Annotated in this window: 14 protein-coding genes; 10 read left to right on the top strand and 4 right to left on the bottom strand. The window is 64.4% G+C overall.

The genetic code is table 11. The annotated features are described in order from the left end of the window. Positions 1-109 precede the first annotated feature (109 nt). From BLV47_RS05770 to BLV47_RS05745, 6 genes are all read left to right on the top strand, one after another. Positions 110-1,729 (top strand): FMN-binding glutamate synthase family protein, encoded by a 1,620-nt coding sequence (locus tag BLV47_RS05770; RefSeq protein WP_092310925.1) that lies wholly within the window; start codon positions 110-112, stop codon positions 1,727-1,729. A gap of 63 nt (positions 1,730-1,792) precedes the next feature. Further along, complete coding sequence (locus tag BLV47_RS05765) at positions 1,793-2,077, top strand: putative quinol monooxygenase (protein WP_092310922.1); 285 nt, start codon at positions 1,793-1,795, stop codon at positions 2,075-2,077. A 75-nt stretch (positions 2,078-2,152) separates the two neighbouring features. Continuing rightward, positions 2,153-2,449, top strand: coding sequence for a cupin domain-containing protein (locus BLV47_RS05760; protein ID WP_092310919.1), 297 nt, complete (start codon positions 2,153-2,155; stop codon positions 2,447-2,449). Between the two features lie 80 nt (positions 2,450-2,529). Next, positions 2,530-3,372, top strand: coding sequence for an alpha/beta fold hydrolase (locus BLV47_RS05755; protein WP_092310916.1), 843 nt, complete (start codon positions 2,530-2,532; stop codon positions 3,370-3,372). A 251-nt stretch (positions 3,373-3,623) separates the two neighbouring features. Then, entirely contained in the window at positions 3,624-4,214 is a 591-nt protein-coding gene (locus BLV47_RS05750; RefSeq protein WP_092310913.1) for a papain-like cysteine protease family protein, read from the top strand. 8 nt (positions 4,215-4,222) lie between these two features. Continuing rightward, positions 4,223-4,822, top strand: coding sequence for a hypothetical protein (locus tag BLV47_RS05745; protein WP_092310910.1), 600 nt, complete (start codon positions 4,223-4,225; stop codon positions 4,820-4,822). 101 nt (positions 4,823-4,923) lie between these two features. Here the strand turns inward: BLV47_RS05745 and BLV47_RS05740 are convergent, their stop codons facing one another. Beyond that, positions 4,924-6,345 (bottom strand): amino acid permease, encoded by a 1,422-nt coding sequence (locus BLV47_RS05740; protein WP_016968550.1) that lies wholly within the window; start codon positions 6,343-6,345, stop codon positions 4,924-4,926. A gap of 449 nt (positions 6,346-6,794) precedes the next feature. On the opposite strand from BLV47_RS05740, the gene BLV47_RS05735 reads away from it, so the two are divergent. The 3 genes from BLV47_RS05735 to BLV47_RS05725 all read left to right on the top strand — a co-directional run bounded on the left by BLV47_RS05735 (position 6,795) and on the right by BLV47_RS05725 (position 11,386). Then, entirely contained in the window at positions 6,795-9,902 is a 3,108-nt protein-coding gene (locus BLV47_RS05735) for a transglycosylase domain-containing protein (protein ID WP_092310907.1), read from the top strand. Positions 9,903-10,025: 123 nt separating this feature from the next. After that, positions 10,026-10,604, top strand: coding sequence for a PadR family transcriptional regulator (locus BLV47_RS05730; RefSeq protein ID WP_092310904.1), 579 nt, complete (start codon positions 10,026-10,028; stop codon positions 10,602-10,604). Then, positions 10,601-11,386 (top strand): siderophore-interacting protein, encoded by a 786-nt coding sequence (locus tag BLV47_RS05725; protein WP_092310901.1) that lies wholly within the window; start codon positions 10,601-10,603, stop codon positions 11,384-11,386. Before BLV47_RS05730 ends, BLV47_RS05725 begins: the two co-directional genes overlap by 4 nt. A gap of 162 nt (positions 11,387-11,548) precedes the next feature. Here BLV47_RS05725 and BLV47_RS05720 read toward each other — a convergent pair whose 3' ends face one another. Together BLV47_RS05720 and BLV47_RS05715 are read right to left on the bottom strand one after the other, a co-directional pair. Continuing rightward, positions 11,549-12,217 (bottom strand): Pr6Pr family membrane protein, encoded by a 669-nt coding sequence (locus tag BLV47_RS05720; RefSeq protein WP_092310898.1) that lies wholly within the window; start codon positions 12,215-12,217, stop codon positions 11,549-11,551. A gap of 8 nt (positions 12,218-12,225) precedes the next feature. Beyond that, positions 12,226-12,456, bottom strand: coding sequence for a VF530 family protein (locus BLV47_RS05715; RefSeq protein ID WP_019093117.1), 231 nt, complete (start codon positions 12,454-12,456; stop codon positions 12,226-12,228). 263 nt (positions 12,457-12,719) lie between these two features. Here BLV47_RS05715 and BLV47_RS05710 point away from each other — a divergent pair, with 263 nt between their 5' ends. Next, on the top strand, positions 12,720-14,759 hold the full coding sequence (locus BLV47_RS05710; RefSeq protein ID WP_092310895.1) for a TonB-dependent receptor: 2,040 nt from the start codon (positions 12,720-12,722) through the stop codon (positions 14,757-14,759). A 24-nt stretch (positions 14,760-14,783) separates the two neighbouring features. Here the strand turns inward: BLV47_RS05710 and BLV47_RS05705 are convergent, their stop codons facing one another. After that, the gene (locus BLV47_RS05705) at positions 14,784-16,172 is read right to left on the bottom strand and encodes an aminotransferase-like domain-containing protein (protein WP_092310892.1); all 1,389 of its coding nucleotides are present in this window, start codon (positions 16,170-16,172) and stop codon (positions 14,784-14,786) included. Positions 16,173-16,406: the final 234 nt, after the last annotated feature.

Here is a 16,406-nt window from a genome sequence, read left to right as displayed (position 1 = left end):
AAATACCCGCGCAGCTCACCGTCCCAGCCGTTCGGTGGCGCTGTGGATTACCCGCTATCAAGGCTACCGCTGCCTGATTGACCCGATGAATCCGAACCAAGGAAACCGTATGAGCCTGTCACTCCTGAGCCGCTACGCCTTCTTTGCTGCCTGCGTGATCTTCACCCTCGCCAGCCTGCCCTTTCTTGAACACGACTGGCTCTGGCCATTCACCCTGGTCACCGGCCTGCTGAGCCTGCTGGGGATCTTCGACTTGCTGCAAAGCCCGCACGCGGTGCGGCGCAACTACCCGATCCTGGGCAATATCCGCTACCTGGTGGAAGGTATCCGCCCGGAGATCCGCCAGTACCTGCTGGAGTCCGACAGCGAGGCCCTGCCCTTTTCCCGCGCCCAGCGCTCGCTGGTGTACTCCCGGGCCAAGAACGAAAGCGCCGACAAACCCTTCGGCACCCTGATCGACGTCTACCAGTCGGGCTTCGAGTTCATCGGCCACTCCATGCGTCCGGCGCCCCTGAGCGATCCCAGCAGCTTTCGCGTGACCGTCGGAGGCCCGCAGTGCACCCAGCCTTACTCGGCCTCGGTATTCAACATCTCGGCCATGAGCTTCGGCTCCCTCAGCGCCAACGCCATCCGCGCCCTGAACCAGGGCGCCAAGCTCGGCAACTTCGCCCACGACACCGGTGAAGGCAGCATCAGCCCCTATCACCGCGAGCACGGCGGCGACCTGACCTGGGAACTGGGCAGTGGCTACTTCGGCTGCCGCACTGCCGACGGCCGCTTCGACCCCGAGCGCTTCGCCGCCCAGGCGCAGAACCCCCAGGTACGCATGATCGAAATCAAGATGAGCCAGGGCGCCAAGCCAGGCCACGGCGGCATCCTGCCCAAGCACAAGGTGACCCAGGAAATTGCCGACACCCGCGGCATCCGCATGGGCGAGGACTGCATTTCGCCATCCAGCCACAGCGCCTTTTCCACCCCGATCGAAATGATGCATTTCATCCAGCAACTGCGTGAGCTGTCCGGCGGCAAACCGGTGGGCTTCAAGTTCTGCCTGGGCCACCCGTGGGAGTTCATGGGCATTGCCAAGGCCATGCTGGAAACCGGCATCCTGCCGGACTTCATCGTGGTCGACGGCAAGGAAGGCGGCACCGGCGCGGCACCGGTGGAGTTCACCGACCACATTGGCGCACCGATGCGCGAAGGCCTGCTGTTCGTCCACAACACCCTGGTGGGCCTGAACCTGCGGGACAAGATCAAGCTCGGTGCCAGCGGCAAGATCGTCAGCGCCTTCGACATCGCCAGCGTGTTGGCCATCGGCGCCGACTGGGCCAATTCGGCCCGCGGCTTCATGTTCGCCATCGGCTGCATCCAGTCGCAAAGCTGCCACACCAACAAGTGCCCGACCGGCGTGGCCACCCAGGACAACCTGCGCCAGCGTGCCCTGGTGGTGCCGGACAAGGCCCAGCGGGTGTACAGCTTCCACCGCAATACCCTCAAGGCCCTGGCGGAAATGCTCGCCGCCGCCGGCCTGCAACACCCTTCGCAACTGGAAGCCAAGCACCTGGTGCGGCGCATGTCGGCCACCGAGATCAAGCTGTTCTCCCAGTTGCACGTGTTCCTCAAGCCCGGCGAATTGCTCACCGGCGAGGTCAATGGCGAGTTCTACTCGCGCATGTGGCAACTGGCCCGGGCCGACAGTTTCGAACCCAACAACCAAGCCGCGGCTTAACCCCCATTGCCTGACGCTGCCCGGTTGCCCGGGAGCGCCGGGCGCAACCCAAGGAAGATTGCAATGCTCAAGGTCATCGCTGAAGACTTCATCCACCCCGAACACCTGGACACGGTGCGCCCGTGGTACGCCGAACTGGTGGAAAAAACCCGCCAGGAACCGCTGTGCATCGCTTACGATCTGTTCGTTGATCAGCAAGACCCTGGGCACTTCATTTTCGTCGAACAGTGGCCGGACCGCGCCGCTCTCGACGCCCACTGCCAGACCGAGCACTTCACCCGCCTGGTGCCGCAGATCAATGCCTTCCAGCGCCGCGAATGCCGTGTGTTGCTGATGGACGAATTCTAGAAAGCCCGACCCAGCCCTTGCTTGACCGGACCACCGAAAGCAGCCCAAGCCTCACTGACCTTTCGGAGATCCGCCATGCCCCTGCTGTCATTCGAATACCTGTCCCACCAGTTGCCGGCGCCCTGGCAATCCACGCGGGTGGGCCAGGTCGGCCCGGCCCGCATCAAGGTGCTGCGCATGGACGAGCAGCCCTACCCGGAAGAAACCCACGACTACAACGAAGGCCTGCTGGTGACCCAGGGCTGCCTGCGCCTGGGCATTGGCCAGGCTTGCGTGGAAGTCATGGCGGGCCAGATGTACCTGGTGGAGGCCGGCCAGGCCCACAGCGTGCTGCCCGGCAGCCACGGCACCCTGGTGATCATCGACGTCTAGCCTGTCCCTCATCGAATCAATCGCGGTAACCACCTGCCCCAAGGTCGGTCCGACCCGAGGGCCCATGCACGGAGAAGCCCATGCCTCGTCGTCTGTTCGCAGTGATCGCTCTACTGATGTCCTTCAACAGCGCCTTTGCCGGCGAACGCTGGCAGACCCTGCCGCCCACCCCCGCCCCGGTGGCCGGGGCCCAAGCCGGTTATGCCGAGGTCAACGGCATTCGCCTCTACTACAGCAAGCTCGGCCACGGCTCGCCGGTGGTGCTGCTGCATGGCGGCCTGGGCAATGCCGACTACTGGGGACTACAGGCCAAGGCCCTGGCCACCCGGCACACGGTGATCAGCGTCGACAGCCGCGGCCACGGGCGCAGCACGCGAGATGCCCGGCCCTATGGCTACGACCTGATGGCCGATGACGTGATCGCCCTGCTGGACCAGTTGCAGATCCCCCGCGCCGACTTCGTCGGCTGGAGCGACGGCGCGATCCTCGGCCTGGACCTGGCCATGCGTTACCCGCAGCGGGTCGGCAAGGTCTTCGCCTACGCCGCCAACACCCAGACCTCCGGGGTCAAGGAAGGCGTGGAGAACAACCCGACCTTCGCCGCCTACATCGAACGGGCCGGCCAGGAATATGCCCGGCTGTCACCGACGCCCAAGGAGTATCCGGCCTTTGTCGAGCAGATCGGCCACATGTGGGCCAGCCAGCCGAACTGGAGCGATGCCGACCTGGCACGGATCAAGGCGCCGGTGCTGATCGTCGATGGTGACCATGATGAAGCCATCAAGCGCGAGCACACCGAGTACATGGCAGCGACCATTCCCGGCGCCGGGCTCTTGATTCTGCCGAACGTCAGCCACTTCGCCTTCCTCCAGGACCCGGGCCTGTTCAACGCGGCCCTGGAGCACTTCCTCGACGAGAAATAGCCCGGCACTCGCCCCCGGTGACGGCCACGGATGCCCCCCTTAGCGGGGACATCCACGCCCGCAACAATGCATTTATGCATCATTTAATTGCATAAACGCATAAAACCTCTAAGGTTGTCTGCAGACCCGGTCAGCGCCGGCCATCGAGGCTGGCCTGGCGCAGCAACAGCTCGCCGGGTCCGGCTACTGACCGTAGCCGACACGTTACCGCGACCCAGCCGGAGGCTGGTTTTCATTCATGGAGGATGAACATGTTAAGTAGCAACCTGACCGCCAGCAGCGCTCTCCAGGCCTTGCCCCAGTGCCTGGCCGGTACGCTGCTGGAACCACAACTGAGCGAAGCCGACACCCACGCCGAAGCGGCGCCCCAAGCTGCTGTCCGGCTGAATTTCAGCGTGCAACCGCAAACCCAGAGCAACTGGTGCTGGGCCGCCCTGTCCGCTTCGGTCGGCAACTATTACGGCACCGGTTCCTGGACCCAATGCGCCGTGGCCAATGCCGAGCTGGGCCGCAACTCCTGCTGCAGCCAGCCCGGACCGTGCAACGTCTACGGCTACCTGGACTCGGCCCTGCGCACCACCCGCTGCTACGGCGGCATGCGCGAAGACCGGATGCAGATGCCGGCCATCGACAACCAGCTGGGCATGGGCCGCCCCGTGGGCCTGCGTTGTGCCTGGTACGGCGGCGGCGCGCATTTCCTGACGATCTTCGGCAGTGAAGGCGGCTACATCCTGGTAGCGGATTCGATCTACGGCTACTCGACCCGCGCCCTGAACAGCTTCCCCGCCTCCTACAACGGCGGCGGCCAATGGACCCACACCTACTTCACCCGGAAAAACTAGGAGGCGTCATGCAACTGACTTACCCCAAGGCGCCCGTCGATGGCGTCCAGCACCTGCGTTCGGCACTCCAGGCGGCCCTGCAGACCCAGGGGTTCGGCATCAACCGCGGGTTTGCCCGGGCCCGCGCCGGCAACCTGAAGCTGTCCCAGGCCTTTCGCGGCTACACCCTGGGCCTGGAGGACCTGGCCCAGGGCAAAGGATTGGCCGAGGCCAAGGCCGGTGACTGGCACTACCTGGTGTTCGATGCCGGGGTATCGATCGCCGATGCGCAACTGAGCGAGGTGGCCGGCAAGCTCGGCTTCTCGGCGCTGAACCACGGGGCGCTGGCGGCGTCCGCAGTCAGGGCCCTGGAACTTGCCGAGCAGGCGCCTCAACTGCAGGGCCAAAGCTATGAGCTGCGCTTGCTGTTGGTTCCGGCCCTGCAAATGACCGCGATCTGGCTGCACGGCGGCGACGCAGATCAGCTGATTCCCATCGAACCCACGCCGACCACCCTGGCCGCCCGCCAGCTCTACGGCGAGACAGCATTGCTGGCCCTGCTGACGGCCCCGGCACAACAGGCCAAGGCCATCTTCGACGCCGATAGCAGCGGCACCCTGGGCGGCTGACCCGGGCAAAAAAAATCCGGCGACCTTCGCAGGTCGCCGGATTGCGTGTCTCAGCCTTTCAGCCGGGGATGCTCAAGCCAGCCGCATCACCGCAGCGCCCCTCAGGACGCCGAGCGCACCGCCCCTTGCTGGACATTGGTCGGTTGCAGCTTGAACAGGTAGAACAGCACGGTCAGCAGCACCAGGAATGCCGGGCCGACGTACAGCGCCACGCGGGTGTCCGGGAAGTAGGCCATCAGCCCCACCACCAGCACCAGGAACGCCAGGGCCAGGTAGGAACTGACCGGGTACAGCCACATGCGGTACTTCAATGCGGCCCGCTCGCTCGGGCTCAGGCCCTTGCGGAACTTGAGCTGGGCCAGAAGGATCATCACCCAGGTCCAGATCGCACCGAAGGTGGCAATCGACGTCACCCAGACGAACACTTTCTCCGGCACCAGATAGTTCAGCAGCACGCCCAGCAGCAGGGCGAAGATCGACAGCAGCAGCGCGCGACGTGGCACGCCGTTGTTCGAGGTCTTGGCGAAGCCGGCCGGAGCCTGGCCGTTCTGCGCCAGGCTGTAGAGCATGCGCCCGGTGCTGAAGATGCCGCCGTTGCAGGACGACAGCGCGGCGGTGATCACCACGAAGTTGATGATGCCGGCGGCGGTCTTGATTCCCAGACGCTCGAAGGTCATCACGAACGGGCTGCCCTGGGTGCCGATCTCGTTCCACGGGTAGATCGACAGGATCACGAACAGCGCGCCCACGTAGAACAGCAGGATGCGCCAGAACACCGAGCCGATGGCATTGGGAATGGTCTTCTGCGGGTTGCGCGCTTCGCCGGCGGTGAGGCCGATCATCTCTACGCCCAGGTAGGCGAACATCACCATCTGCAGCGACATCAGCACGCCAGTCACGCCGTTGGGCATGAAACCGCCGTGGGTCCACAGGTTGGAGATCCCCAGGGCCACGCCATCGTTGCCGAAGCCGAAGGCAATGATGCCGACGCCGCCGATGACCATGGCGATGATGGTGACGATCTTGATCAGGGCGAACCAGAATTCGAACTCACCGAAGGCCTTGACCGCGATCAGGTTGATCGAGCCCATGCTCACCAGGGCCGCCAGGGCCCAGATCCAGCGCGGCACGTCGGGGAACCAGATGCCCATGTACACCGCCACCGCAGTGATTTCCGCGACACAGGTCACCAGCCACAGGAACCAGTAGTTCCAGCCGGTCAGAAAGCCCGCCAGCGGGCCCAGATAGTCTTGCGCGTAACGGCTGAAGGAGCCGGCCACCGGGTTGTGCACCGCCATCTCGCCGAGGGCGCGCATGATCACCAGGATCGCTAGGCCGCCGATGATGTAGGACAGCATGATGGCCGGGCCGGCCATTTCGATGGCCTTGGCCGAGCCCAGGAACAGGCCGACACCAATGCAGGCGCCCAGGGCCATCAAGCGAATATGCCGTTCACCCAGTTCGCGTTTCAGCGGACCGCCCTGAGCGGACTCGCCGTGGGGCAGTTGGTTGCCAACTGACATAGAGATACAACCTCATTTTGTTATTGGATTGAACCACCGAGCCTGCGAAGCGACAGCGGATAGCCGCCGCTTGCTCAACCGTGCCGGCCTTGTGGGACGGCGCGTCTGGTAGGACAAGACCTGCCAGATCAGCGGGGTGCGCAGTATAAAAAGCTCCCGACAGGGCTTTTCACTCTATAAGTAGCTAAATTCAGAGAGAAATCTCGGCAAAAAGCGCTTTTACAAAGAAGCATTACCTGCTTTTTGCCTCAATACCTCATTCCGAAAGGGCCCGGAGTATTGCACAGCCCTGGTGCATCGTCATGCCCCTACCTAGGGCGTATTTACCTACGCAAAGGCCCTCCCCACAGAAGCGGGACCGAGTCGTTTTCACAATTTCCTCACCCATGGCCGCCACCGACTAAGCTTCAGGCAAGTCCGATCAATCTGCGTGAATGGATCAATCGACTATGGGCGCTCTGTGGCAAACCGATTCGCGTAAAACCGCAGTGCCAGGCCACAGCGAGGACGAAGCGCCTTTACCCAAAAAGCCCCGAGCGCGCCGTTATGCCTGGCGCCTGTTCTGGCTGTTGCTGCTGATTGCCCTGATCGCCCTGGGGATGGCCGCGTCCCGGGAGATGCGCACCTCCAAGCTCCAGGCCCAGGAATTCAGCCGGCTGGCCAGCGACTTGAGCTACTCCCTGCAACCCGGTCCCAGCGATGCGGTGCTCTACCCAGGCGCCGGTCCCTTCGACCGTCGCCTGGGCTACAGCGCCCTGGGGGAATTCCTGCCGCGCCTGCTCAAGCGCGGCTACCAGATCGACGCACAGACGCGGTTTTCCGCAGCGTTGATGGACTACAGCAAAAATGGCTTTTTCGTGCCCTATACCGAAAAGATCCAGGCTGGGTTGTCCATCACCGATTGCCGCGCCGCGCCCTTGTACCGGTTCAATTATCCGCAACAGCTGTATGCCAGTTTCGCCAGCATCCCCCCGTTGATGGTGCACAGCCTGCTGTTCATCGAGAACCGCGACCTGCTGGATCCCAAGCTGGCCCAGGCCAATCCGGCGGTGGATTGGCCACGCTTCGCCAAGGCCGCCTGGTCCCAGGTGGCCAAGCTCGTGCACCTGCCGGGACAGACGGCCGGCGGCAGCACCCTGGCCACTCAGTTGGAAAAATACCGCCACTCCCCCGATGGCCTGACGCTGTCCGGGGGCGAGAAGATCCGGCAGATGATTTCCGCCAGCGTGCGCGCCTATCAGGACGGCCCGCAAACCCTGGAAGCCCGGCGCCGGATCGTCCGTGACTACCTCAACAGCGTGCCGCTGTCGGCCGTCCCCGGCCACGGTGAGGTGCATGGCATGGCCGAAGGACTGCGGGTCTGGTACGGCGCCGATTTCGATCAGGTCAACCGGGCCTTGAGCAGCACCGCCAACGATGCGCAAAGCCTGGCCCAGCGCGGGTTGGCCCTGCGCCAGGTGCTGTCGCTGATGATCGCGCAACGTCGCCCTTCCCATTACCTGGCCAAGGGCCGCGCAGAGCTGGCGGAACTGACCGACAGCCATATCCGCCTGCTGGCCCAGAACGACATCATCGACCCGGCCCTGAGCGCCGCCGCCCTGGCCAGCAAGGTCAGCTACCGCGACTGGCAGCAACAGCCGACGATCCAGCCGATCGAAACCAACAAGGGCATCAGCGTGGCCCGCAGCCGGCTGGCGGCGCTGCTCAACCGGCCCCTGTACGACCTGGACCGCCTCGACCTGTCCGCCACCAGCACCCTGCAGAGCGACCTGCAACGCCAGGCCACCGAGTACCTCAAGCAGTTGGCCGACCCGGCCTTCGCCGCGCAGATCGGCGTGCTCGGCGAACGCCTGCTGACCCCCACCAGCACCACCCAGGTGCGCTACAGCTTCACCCTGTTCGAACTGACCCCGGACGGCTCGCGAGTGCGAGTGCAGACCGACAGCACCGACCAGCCGTTCGATATCAACGAAGGCAGCAAGCTGGAACTGGGCTCCACCGCCAAGCTGCGGGTGCTGACCACCTACCTGCAGATCATCGCCGAGCTGCACGACAGGCATGCCGGACAAACCCCGGCCGAGCTGAAGAAGGTTGCGGTCAATGACCAGGACCGGCTGAGCCGCTGGGCCATCGACTACCTGCTGCAGAACAGCGACCGCAGCCTGCCGAAGATGCTCGACGCAGCCCTGGACCGCACTTATTCCGCCAGTCCCGGCGAAGCCTTCTTCACCGGCGGCGGGGTGCATCACTTCCACAACTTCCGCAACGAGGACAACGGCCGCAGCCCGACCCTGCGCGATGCCCTGCGCGAATCCATCAACCTGCCGTTCATCCGCCTGATGCGCGATCTGGTGCGCTACAGCACCTACGGCGGCGACAGCGCCAGCGCCGAACTGCTCAGCGACGACGCCAACCCTCGGCGCCAGGAGTACCTGGCGCGCTTCGCCGACCGCGAAGGCACGTCGTTTCTCCTGCGGTTCTGGAAGAAGTACCGCAACAAGGACACTCAAGCGCGCCTGGACACCTTTCTCGACGGCATGCATCCCACGGCGATCCGCCTGGCCGCGGTGCACCGCTACCTGCTGCCCGATGCCAGCCAAGAAAGCTTCAAGCGCTTTGTCCGGGCCCACATGAAAAACGCCAAGACCGGCGAAAAGCTCACCGACGAACGCCTGGACAAGCTCTACGCCAGCTATGGCCCGGGGGTCTACGACCTGCCGGACCAGGGTTACATCGCCAAGGTCCATCCCCTGGATCTGTGGCTGCTGGGCTACCTGATGAACAACCCCGACGCGACCTTCAGCCAGATCGTCAAGGCCAGCGAATTCGAGCGCCAGGAGGTCTACAGCTGGCTGTTCAAGAGCCGGCATCGCAGCGCCCGGGACAGCCGCATCCGCACCATGCTGGAGGTCGAGGCGTTTCTGAATATTCACCAGCGCTGGCAGAGCGTCGGTTACCCGTTCGACCACCTGGTGCCGTCCCTGGCCACCGCCATCGGCAGCTCCGGCGACCGCCCGGCGGCCCTGGCGGAACTGGTGGGCACCATTCTCAACGACGGTGTGCGCCTACCGACCCTGCGCATCGACAGCCTGCACTTTGCCGCCGGCACGCCCTACGAAACCCGCCTGAGCAATGACCCTGGCAAGGGCAAGCGGGTCATGCCGTCGGAAGTCGCTACGGCCCTGCGCGGCGCCCTGTCCCAAGTGGTGGATGCCGGCACCGCGAAGCGGGTGTCCGGCAGCTTCAAGCTGGCGGACGGCACCCCGCTGGCCATGGGTGGCAAGACCGGCACCGGCGACAACCGTATCGAAGCCATCGGCGCCGGCGGCCGGGTGCTGAGCTCCAAGTCCATCAACCGCACCGCGACCTTCGTGTTCTATATCGGCGAACACCACTTCGGCACCCTCACCGCCTACGTGCCGGGCGCCTCGGCACAAGCCTTCAAGTTCACCTCGGCCTTGCCGGTGCAGGTGCTCAAGGGCATGGCGCCGATCCTCATGCCCTACCTGCAGCCGGGCAGCAGTACCCAGTGCCAGGGCAGCCTCGCCCAACGCTGAATCCCGGCCCGCCGTTCACTCCTTGCTCCCCGACCAACGGCCACTGGGTCGCCAGTAGAAATACTTGCGCGCCGATTAAGATATATCTTAAGTTATGTCTAAATCGAAACGGAGAAAGAGAAAATGAGCGAGCGTCACCACCCTCCCCATCGCGAACACGGGGACAGCCATGAGATGTTCGAGCGTCGCCCCGGCCGCGAGCGCGGTGGCCGCGGGCCCCGGGTCTTCGCACCTGGCGACCTGAAACTGCTGCTGTTGGCGCTGATCGCCGAGCAGCCGTGCCACGGCTACGACCTGATCCGCCAGATCGAAAGCATGTTCGACGGCGCCTACAGCCCCAGCCCCGGGGTGATCTACCCGACCCTGACCTTCCTGGAGGAAAGCGAGCTGATCCAGGGCGATGCCGAAGGCGGCAAAAAGCGCTACAGCGTGACCGACGCCGGACGTCTGTTCTTACAGGAGCAAGCCATTGCCCTGGACGGCGTGCGCATGCGCATCGAGGTCAGCAAGCGTTCCCTGCGCGGGCATGATCGCCCCGCAGAAATCCACGAGGCGGTGCACAACCTGCGCCACGCCCTGCAGATGCACCACGGCCGCTGGAGCCCGGAAGAAATCCTCCGGGTCCGCGACCTGCTGAACAACACCGCCAAGGCCATTGTCGATGGCCCCCTCAGCCACCCTGCCCAGGAGAAAAGCCAATGACTGCCAGCCCAGAACTGTCCATTCACCGGGTCATGCACGAAATCAAGCGCCGGCGCCTGGAGGTCCTGCGCGTCGTCGACCTGACCCCGCGCATGCGCCGCATCACCCTAGGCGGGCCCGAGTTGGCCGGCTTCGTCAGCCTGGGCAGCGACGACCATGTGAAGCTGCTGTTCCCGCAGAACGCCGAACAGCAAGCCGCCCTGGAAACCCTGGTGCTGGGCCCGGGCAAGGACAGCGGCCCGATGCCGGCCATGCGTGACTACACCCCACGCCGCTATGACCTGGAGTTGGGCGAACTGGATATCGACTTCGTGCTCCACGGCGACGGCCCGGCGTCGACCTGGGCCGAACAGGCCACGCCGGGGCAGCACCTGCACATCGGCGGCCCCCGGGGCTCGATGATCGTGCCGGACATCTTCGACAGTTACCTGTTGATCGGTGATGAAACGGCCTTGCCGGCCATTGCCCGGCGCCTGGAGGAACTGCCGGCCGGTCGCCAGGTACTGGCGGTGATCGAGGTGCAGAACGCCGCCGAACGCCAGCCCCTGGACAGCGCCGCCGAGGTGCAGGTGATCTGGGTCGAACGGGACGGTGGCGAGCAGGATCTGCTAAGCACGGTGCGCCAGTTGCAGGTGCCCGAAGGCAAGCTGTACGCCTGGGTGGCCACCGAGAGCAAAGTGTCGCGCCAGGTTCGTCGAATCTTGCTGGATGAACACCGGCTCAACGACGAGTTCGTCAAGGCCGCCGGTTATTGGCGCCTGGACAGCAGCGAAGCGGAATAACCCCGCCTGACCGGAGGCGCTGGCTTGCCAGCGAAAGCGACCTCAAAGGCCCTTCCGCCGGCGATCCGGTTCCTACGGAATGCCCGGAACTGCATTTCCCTTGTAGGAGCTGGCTTGCCGGCGAAAGCGATCTCAAGTGCCCTTTCGCCGGCAAGCCGGCTCCTACAGAGGCCGGGATTGGCGCCTGCCCAGCCAGTGGTCCAGGCCCAGCAGCAACAGGGACACAAGAACAAATCCGGCCAATATCCCCAGGGCATTGAGCAACACCTGGGGATACCCCAGCTTGTCCACGGCAATGAAGGGATAGGGGTACAGCCCCAGCAGATTTCCGCGCAAGAGCAGGTAGGCGAAATACAGCACCGGATAGAGCATCCACAGACCGATGTGCTTGAACCGCAACTCGCCCTTGGGCACGCAACACCACCAATAGAGCAAAAACAGCAGCGGCATCACATCGTGCAGCAGCTCATCGGCCAGCCATTGCCAGCCCTGGGGATGCCACAGGTGCCGCAGCAGCAGGCTGTAGGCCAGGCCCACCAGCACAATGCTCGCCGCCACAGCGCCACTGACCGCGGGCCTGAGCATGAATGCCTGCCCCCGGGATATCCGCAGGTTCAGGGCGCAGGTCAGCACACTGGCCACCAGGGTGTTGCTGAGCACGGTGAAGAAGCTGAAGAAATTCACCAGGCCGCCCAACAGACTGGCGCCCACCTCCCAGCGCAGCAGCAGGATCAGGTACAGCTGGACGGTCAACCCGAACCAGCCAAGGATTGCCGCCACGGCAATCAGGCCGCGCCGAGTGAACAGCCCCCGCAGCGAGAAGCCAGCCATGGGGTTCCTTAAAGCGGGCGCTTGGTGCGTTGCAACTTGACGTAAAGCTTCTCGACCTTCTCCCGCGCCCAGGGCGTCTTGCGCAGGAAGGTCAGGCTCGACTTGATGCTCGGATCGCTCTTGAAGCAGCGAATATCGATGCGCTCGGCCAGCCCCGACCACTCGTAGTGCTCCACCAGCGCCTTGAGGATCTGTTCCAGGGTCACGCCATGCAGCGGGTCGGTGTGGGTGTCGGTCATGCCAGGCCTTTGCGGGAAGAAAATGGGAAAGCCGCGCACCTTAGCCGAGGGCATGCCCCCGCGCCAGAGCACTTGAATAACTGTAGCCGCCGCTTGCCTGTGCGGCGCTCGGGCATGAGAAGCAAAAAGTTCCTGGCTTTTCGCGATAAAAGAGATGTTATATTGTATCAATCAATAACAACTCACCCGCGTTCCGGGCCCCCCGTGTCCCGTCTGCTCTCTGACTCAAAGCGCCTAGCGCCCTGCTTGCCAAGGAATGACCGATGTCCCGTTCAGCCTCCCGTCCTTCTCGCTCTGTACTGTGGCGCCTGTCGCCCCTGTCCGCCGCACTGCTGCTCGCCTCCCAGGCCCATGCCGTGGAATTGCCCCCGCAAGTCATCACCGCCAACCCCCTGGGCAACACCGAGTTGGCCGCCCCGACCACCGTGCTGGAAGGCGATCAACTGACCCTGCAACAGAAAGGCAGCCTCGGTGAAACCCTGAACAAGCAGCCGGGTGTGTCTTCGTCCTACTTCGGCCCCGGCGCCAGCCGCCCGGTGATTCGCGGCCTGGACGGCGACCGCATCCGTATTCTGCAGAACGGCGTCGGCGCCCTGGATGCTTCGTCGCTGTCCTACGACCACGCGGTGCCCCTGGACCCGGTGAACGTCGAGCGCATTGAAATCGTCCGCGGCCCGGCGGCCCTGCTGTACGGCGGCAACGCCATTGGCGGGGTGATCAACAGCTTCGACAATCGGATTCCCACCGAAGCCATCGAAGGGATTCACGGCGCTGGCGAGCTGCGCTACGGCGGCGCCGACACCACCCGCAGCAGCGCCGGCAAACTGGAAGCGGGCGACGGCACTTTCGCCCTGCACCTGGACACCAACTCCCGGCAGTTCAACGATCTGAAGATTCCCGGCTACGCCCGCAGCCGCCACGCTCCGGCCAGTGAAGACGGCGACGGCAAGAAAGGCCGCCTGGGCAACAGCGACGGACGCCAGGACGGCGGCGCCATCGGCGGTTCCTACACCTGGGACGACGGTTATGCCGGCCTGTCCTACAGCAACTACGACTCCAACTACGGCTCCCCCGCCGAAGACGACGTGCGCATCCGCATGAAGCAGGACCACTACGCCTTCGCCTCGGAACTGCGCAACCTGCAGGGCCCGTTCAGCTCGCTGAAGTTCAACGCGGGCTACACCGACTACCAACACCGCGAGATCGAGGGCGGCGAAACCGGCACCACCTTCAAGAACAAGGGCTACGAAGCCCGGGTCGAAGCCCGGCACCAGCCCCTCGGCCCGCTGGAAGGGGTAATCGGCGCCCAGGTCAATCGCAACGAGTTCTCCGCCCTGGGCGAAGAAGCCTTCGTCCCGCAAACCGATACCAACAGCGGCGCACTGTTCGTCCTCGAAGAACTGCAAGCCACCGAGCGCCTGCGCCTGAGCCTCGGCGGGCGCCTGGAACACACCACCGTGGACCCGGACGGCAAAGGCAACCCACGCTTCACCCAGGCCGACAAGTCCAGCCGCTTCACCGCCGGCAGCCTGTCCTCCGGCGCGGTCTACACCCTGACGCCGGTCTGGTCCCTGGCCGCGACCCTGGGCTACACCGAACGCGCCCCGACCTTCTATGAGCTGTATGCCAACGGCGCCCACGTCGCCACCGGCACCTATGAAGTGGGCAACGCCAAACTGTCCAAGGAAAAAGCCGTGTCCAGCGACCTGGCCCTGCGCTTTGACAACGGCATCCACAAAGGCAGCGTCGGGGTGTTCTACAGCCACTTCTCCAACTACATCGGCCTCTTGGGCACGGGGCGAACCCTCAACGATGAAGGCGAAGAGGACGCGACGGGCATTGCGGAATACGCCTACTCCGGGGTACGAGCACGTTTTACCGGGATCGAAGCCCAGGATCGCTGGACCCTGGGGGAAAGCGCCTACGGCAAGTTCGCCCTGGAACTGTCCGGCGACTACACCCGGGCCAAGAACCTCGACAACGGCCAGGACCTGCCGCGCATTGCCCCGCTGCGTCTGAACAGCGGCCTGCTGTGGGAACTGGATCGCTGGCAGGCGCGCCTGGATGTGCAGCATGCCGCCAGCCAGGGCCGGGTGCCGGACCACGAAAGCGGCACCGATGGCTACACCACCTTTGGCGCCAGTGCCGGCTATCGCTTCGACATTGGCCATAGCCAGTGGCTGGCCTTCGTCAAGGGCGAAAACCTGACCAACCAGACCGTGCGCTACGCCAGCTCGATCCTGCGGGATATCGCCCCGGCCGCCGGGCGTAGTGTGGAAGTGGGCTTGCGGACTACCTTCTAAGGGCCCGGCTTGCCGGCGAAAGCCCTAGCGATAACGACGCGGGTCGGCCTCGATCAGGCTGGCCAGCTGAGTCAGGGCAAAACGCAACTCATCCCGGGTGGTGGGCGACATCAGGACCACGCGCACACAACGGGAGCTGACGCCGCGCTCCACCTGGAACTGGCTGCCGCTCATCACCAGAACTCCATTGGCCCGGGCCAGGGTGGCGAACTCATCGCCCGTCCAGGGCTCCGGCAAGGTCAGCCACAGGTGATAGCTGTGGGGCTGAGTCCGGATCTCCAGGCCGGCAAACACTTCCCGGGCAATCGCCTGGCGCACTGCCGCTTCGCTGCGCTGGGTCTGCACCAGCTTGCGATCCAACCCCTCGACAATCACGTTGCTGGCCAATTGCGCGGTCAGGGGCGACGGCATCCACACACTGCTGCGAACCATCGAGCTCAGCCGCGACAGCAGCTTCGGCGGGCTGTACAGATAGCCCACCCGCAACGCCGGCATGATCGCCTTGGACAGGCTGGTGAGGTACACCGAACGCTGCGGCGCATAGCTGGAAAGCGGCTTGATCGACGGATCGGTGGCAAGAAAGCCGTAGATATCGTCGTCGATGATCAGGAAATCGAACTCTTCGGCAATCGCCGCAATCTGCGCCCGGCGCTGGGGCGACATGATCGCCGTGGTGGGGTTCTGGCAACTGGCGACGCACACCAGCAACGCCGGTTTTTCCCGCAGGCACTGTTCGCGCAACGCCTCGGGAATCATCCCCTGCTCGTCCATCGCCACGCCCCGCAGGCGCCGCTCCAGGCCATGGGCCACGGAGATGATGCCCGGGTAAGTCAACGACTCGCAGAGCAGCAGATCACCGGCGTTGCTCAATGCGCTGATGGCCACCGTCAGGCCGTGCTGGGCCCCGGCCGTCAGCACCACCTGTTGCCAATGGACGTCGGACAGGGAATGGCGCAACCACTGGGCACCGGCTTCGCGATGGGCCGGATGGCCACCGTCGGGGGCGTAGTCCAGGGCGCGGCCGAAGTCGCTGCTGTGGGCCATGCCCACCAAGGCACCGCGCAACCAGTACTCCAGGGTTTCGCTGTAGGGCTTGATGATCGACAAGTCCAGGACGTCGGACTGGCCCAGGGACAGCGACGGCGCACTGGAACCTTCCGGCGATGCCAGCGGCGGCCGCGCCAGCACGTAGGTGCCACGCCCAACCTCCCCCTGCACCAGCCCGCGCCGCTGGGCTTCGCTGTAGGCGCGGCTGATGGTGCCGGGGGTGACATTCAGGGTTACCGCCAGCTCGCGCAAGGTCGGCAGGCGATCACCGTCGTTCAACAACCCGCTGCCGATATCCCGCGCCAGGGCATCGGCAATGGACAGGTAGACCGGCTGATTGAACTCGCTTAACTGGGGAACCCACATGGAGGCTGATGACCATCGGCTGCGTTGAGGTGGACCGGAGCATATCACAGGCGTGCATCGGCCTTAACATCGACTCATTCGACAAATTGATTCGATCCATGTACCAGCCCGCACACCAGAATTCGCTCAATAAGTTTTTACCGAACCTATAAACCTATACAAATCAATAACTTAAACACTTAACACCAGCGCTTTTGTGCACCCACATCGAGAAACGATTGGATCGATTCAATT

Origin of the sequence: Pseudomonas saponiphila (genome assembly GCF_900105185.1) — a bacterium.
GTDB lineage: Bacteria > Pseudomonadota > Gammaproteobacteria > Pseudomonadales > Pseudomonadaceae > Aquipseudomonas > Aquipseudomonas saponiphila.
Note: the sequence above shows the minus strand (reverse complement) of the source record. Positions and strands in the feature narration are given on the sequence as shown.

Bases quoted from the DNA above. Each gene is read 5' to 3' on its own strand.
- BLV47_RS05760 (WP_092310919.1), top strand. From the start codon at position 2,153: ATGCCCCTGCTGTCATTCGAATACCTGTCCCACCAGTTGCCGGCGCCC.
- BLV47_RS05725 (WP_092310901.1), top strand. From the start codon at position 10,601: ATGACTGCCAGCCCAGAACTGTCCATTCACCGGGTCATGCACGAAATC.
- BLV47_RS05745 (WP_092310910.1), top strand. From the start codon at position 4,223: ATGCAACTGACTTACCCCAAGGCGCCCGTCGATGGCGTCCAGCACCTG.
- BLV47_RS05715 (WP_019093117.1), bottom strand. From the start codon at position 12,456: ATGACCGACACCCACACCGACCCGCTGCATGGCGTGACCCTGGAACAG.
- BLV47_RS05740 (WP_016968550.1), bottom strand. From the start codon at position 6,345: ATGTCAGTTGGCAACCAACTGCCCCACGGCGAGTCCGCTCAGGGCGGT.
- BLV47_RS05720 (WP_092310898.1), bottom strand. From the start codon at position 12,217: ATGGCTGGCTTCTCGCTGCGGGGGCTGTTCACTCGGCGCGGCCTGATT.
- BLV47_RS05755 (WP_092310916.1), top strand. From the start codon at position 2,530: ATGCCTCGTCGTCTGTTCGCAGTGATCGCTCTACTGATGTCCTTCAAC.
- BLV47_RS05710 (WP_092310895.1), top strand. From the start codon at position 12,720: ATGTCCCGTTCAGCCTCCCGTCCTTCTCGCTCTGTACTGTGGCGCCTG.
- BLV47_RS05735 (WP_092310907.1), top strand. From the start codon at position 6,795: ATGGGCGCTCTGTGGCAAACCGATTCGCGTAAAACCGCAGTGCCAGGC.
- BLV47_RS05765 (WP_092310922.1), top strand. From the start codon at position 1,793: ATGCTCAAGGTCATCGCTGAAGACTTCATCCACCCCGAACACCTGGAC.
- BLV47_RS05730 (WP_092310904.1), top strand. From the start codon at position 10,026: ATGAGCGAGCGTCACCACCCTCCCCATCGCGAACACGGGGACAGCCAT.
- BLV47_RS05705 (WP_092310892.1), bottom strand. From the start codon at position 16,172: ATGTGGGTTCCCCAGTTAAGCGAGTTCAATCAGCCGGTCTACCTGTCC.
- BLV47_RS05750 (WP_092310913.1), top strand. From the start codon at position 3,624: ATGTTAAGTAGCAACCTGACCGCCAGCAGCGCTCTCCAGGCCTTGCCC.
- BLV47_RS05770 (WP_092310925.1), top strand. From the start codon at position 110: ATGAGCCTGTCACTCCTGAGCCGCTACGCCTTCTTTGCTGCCTGCGTG.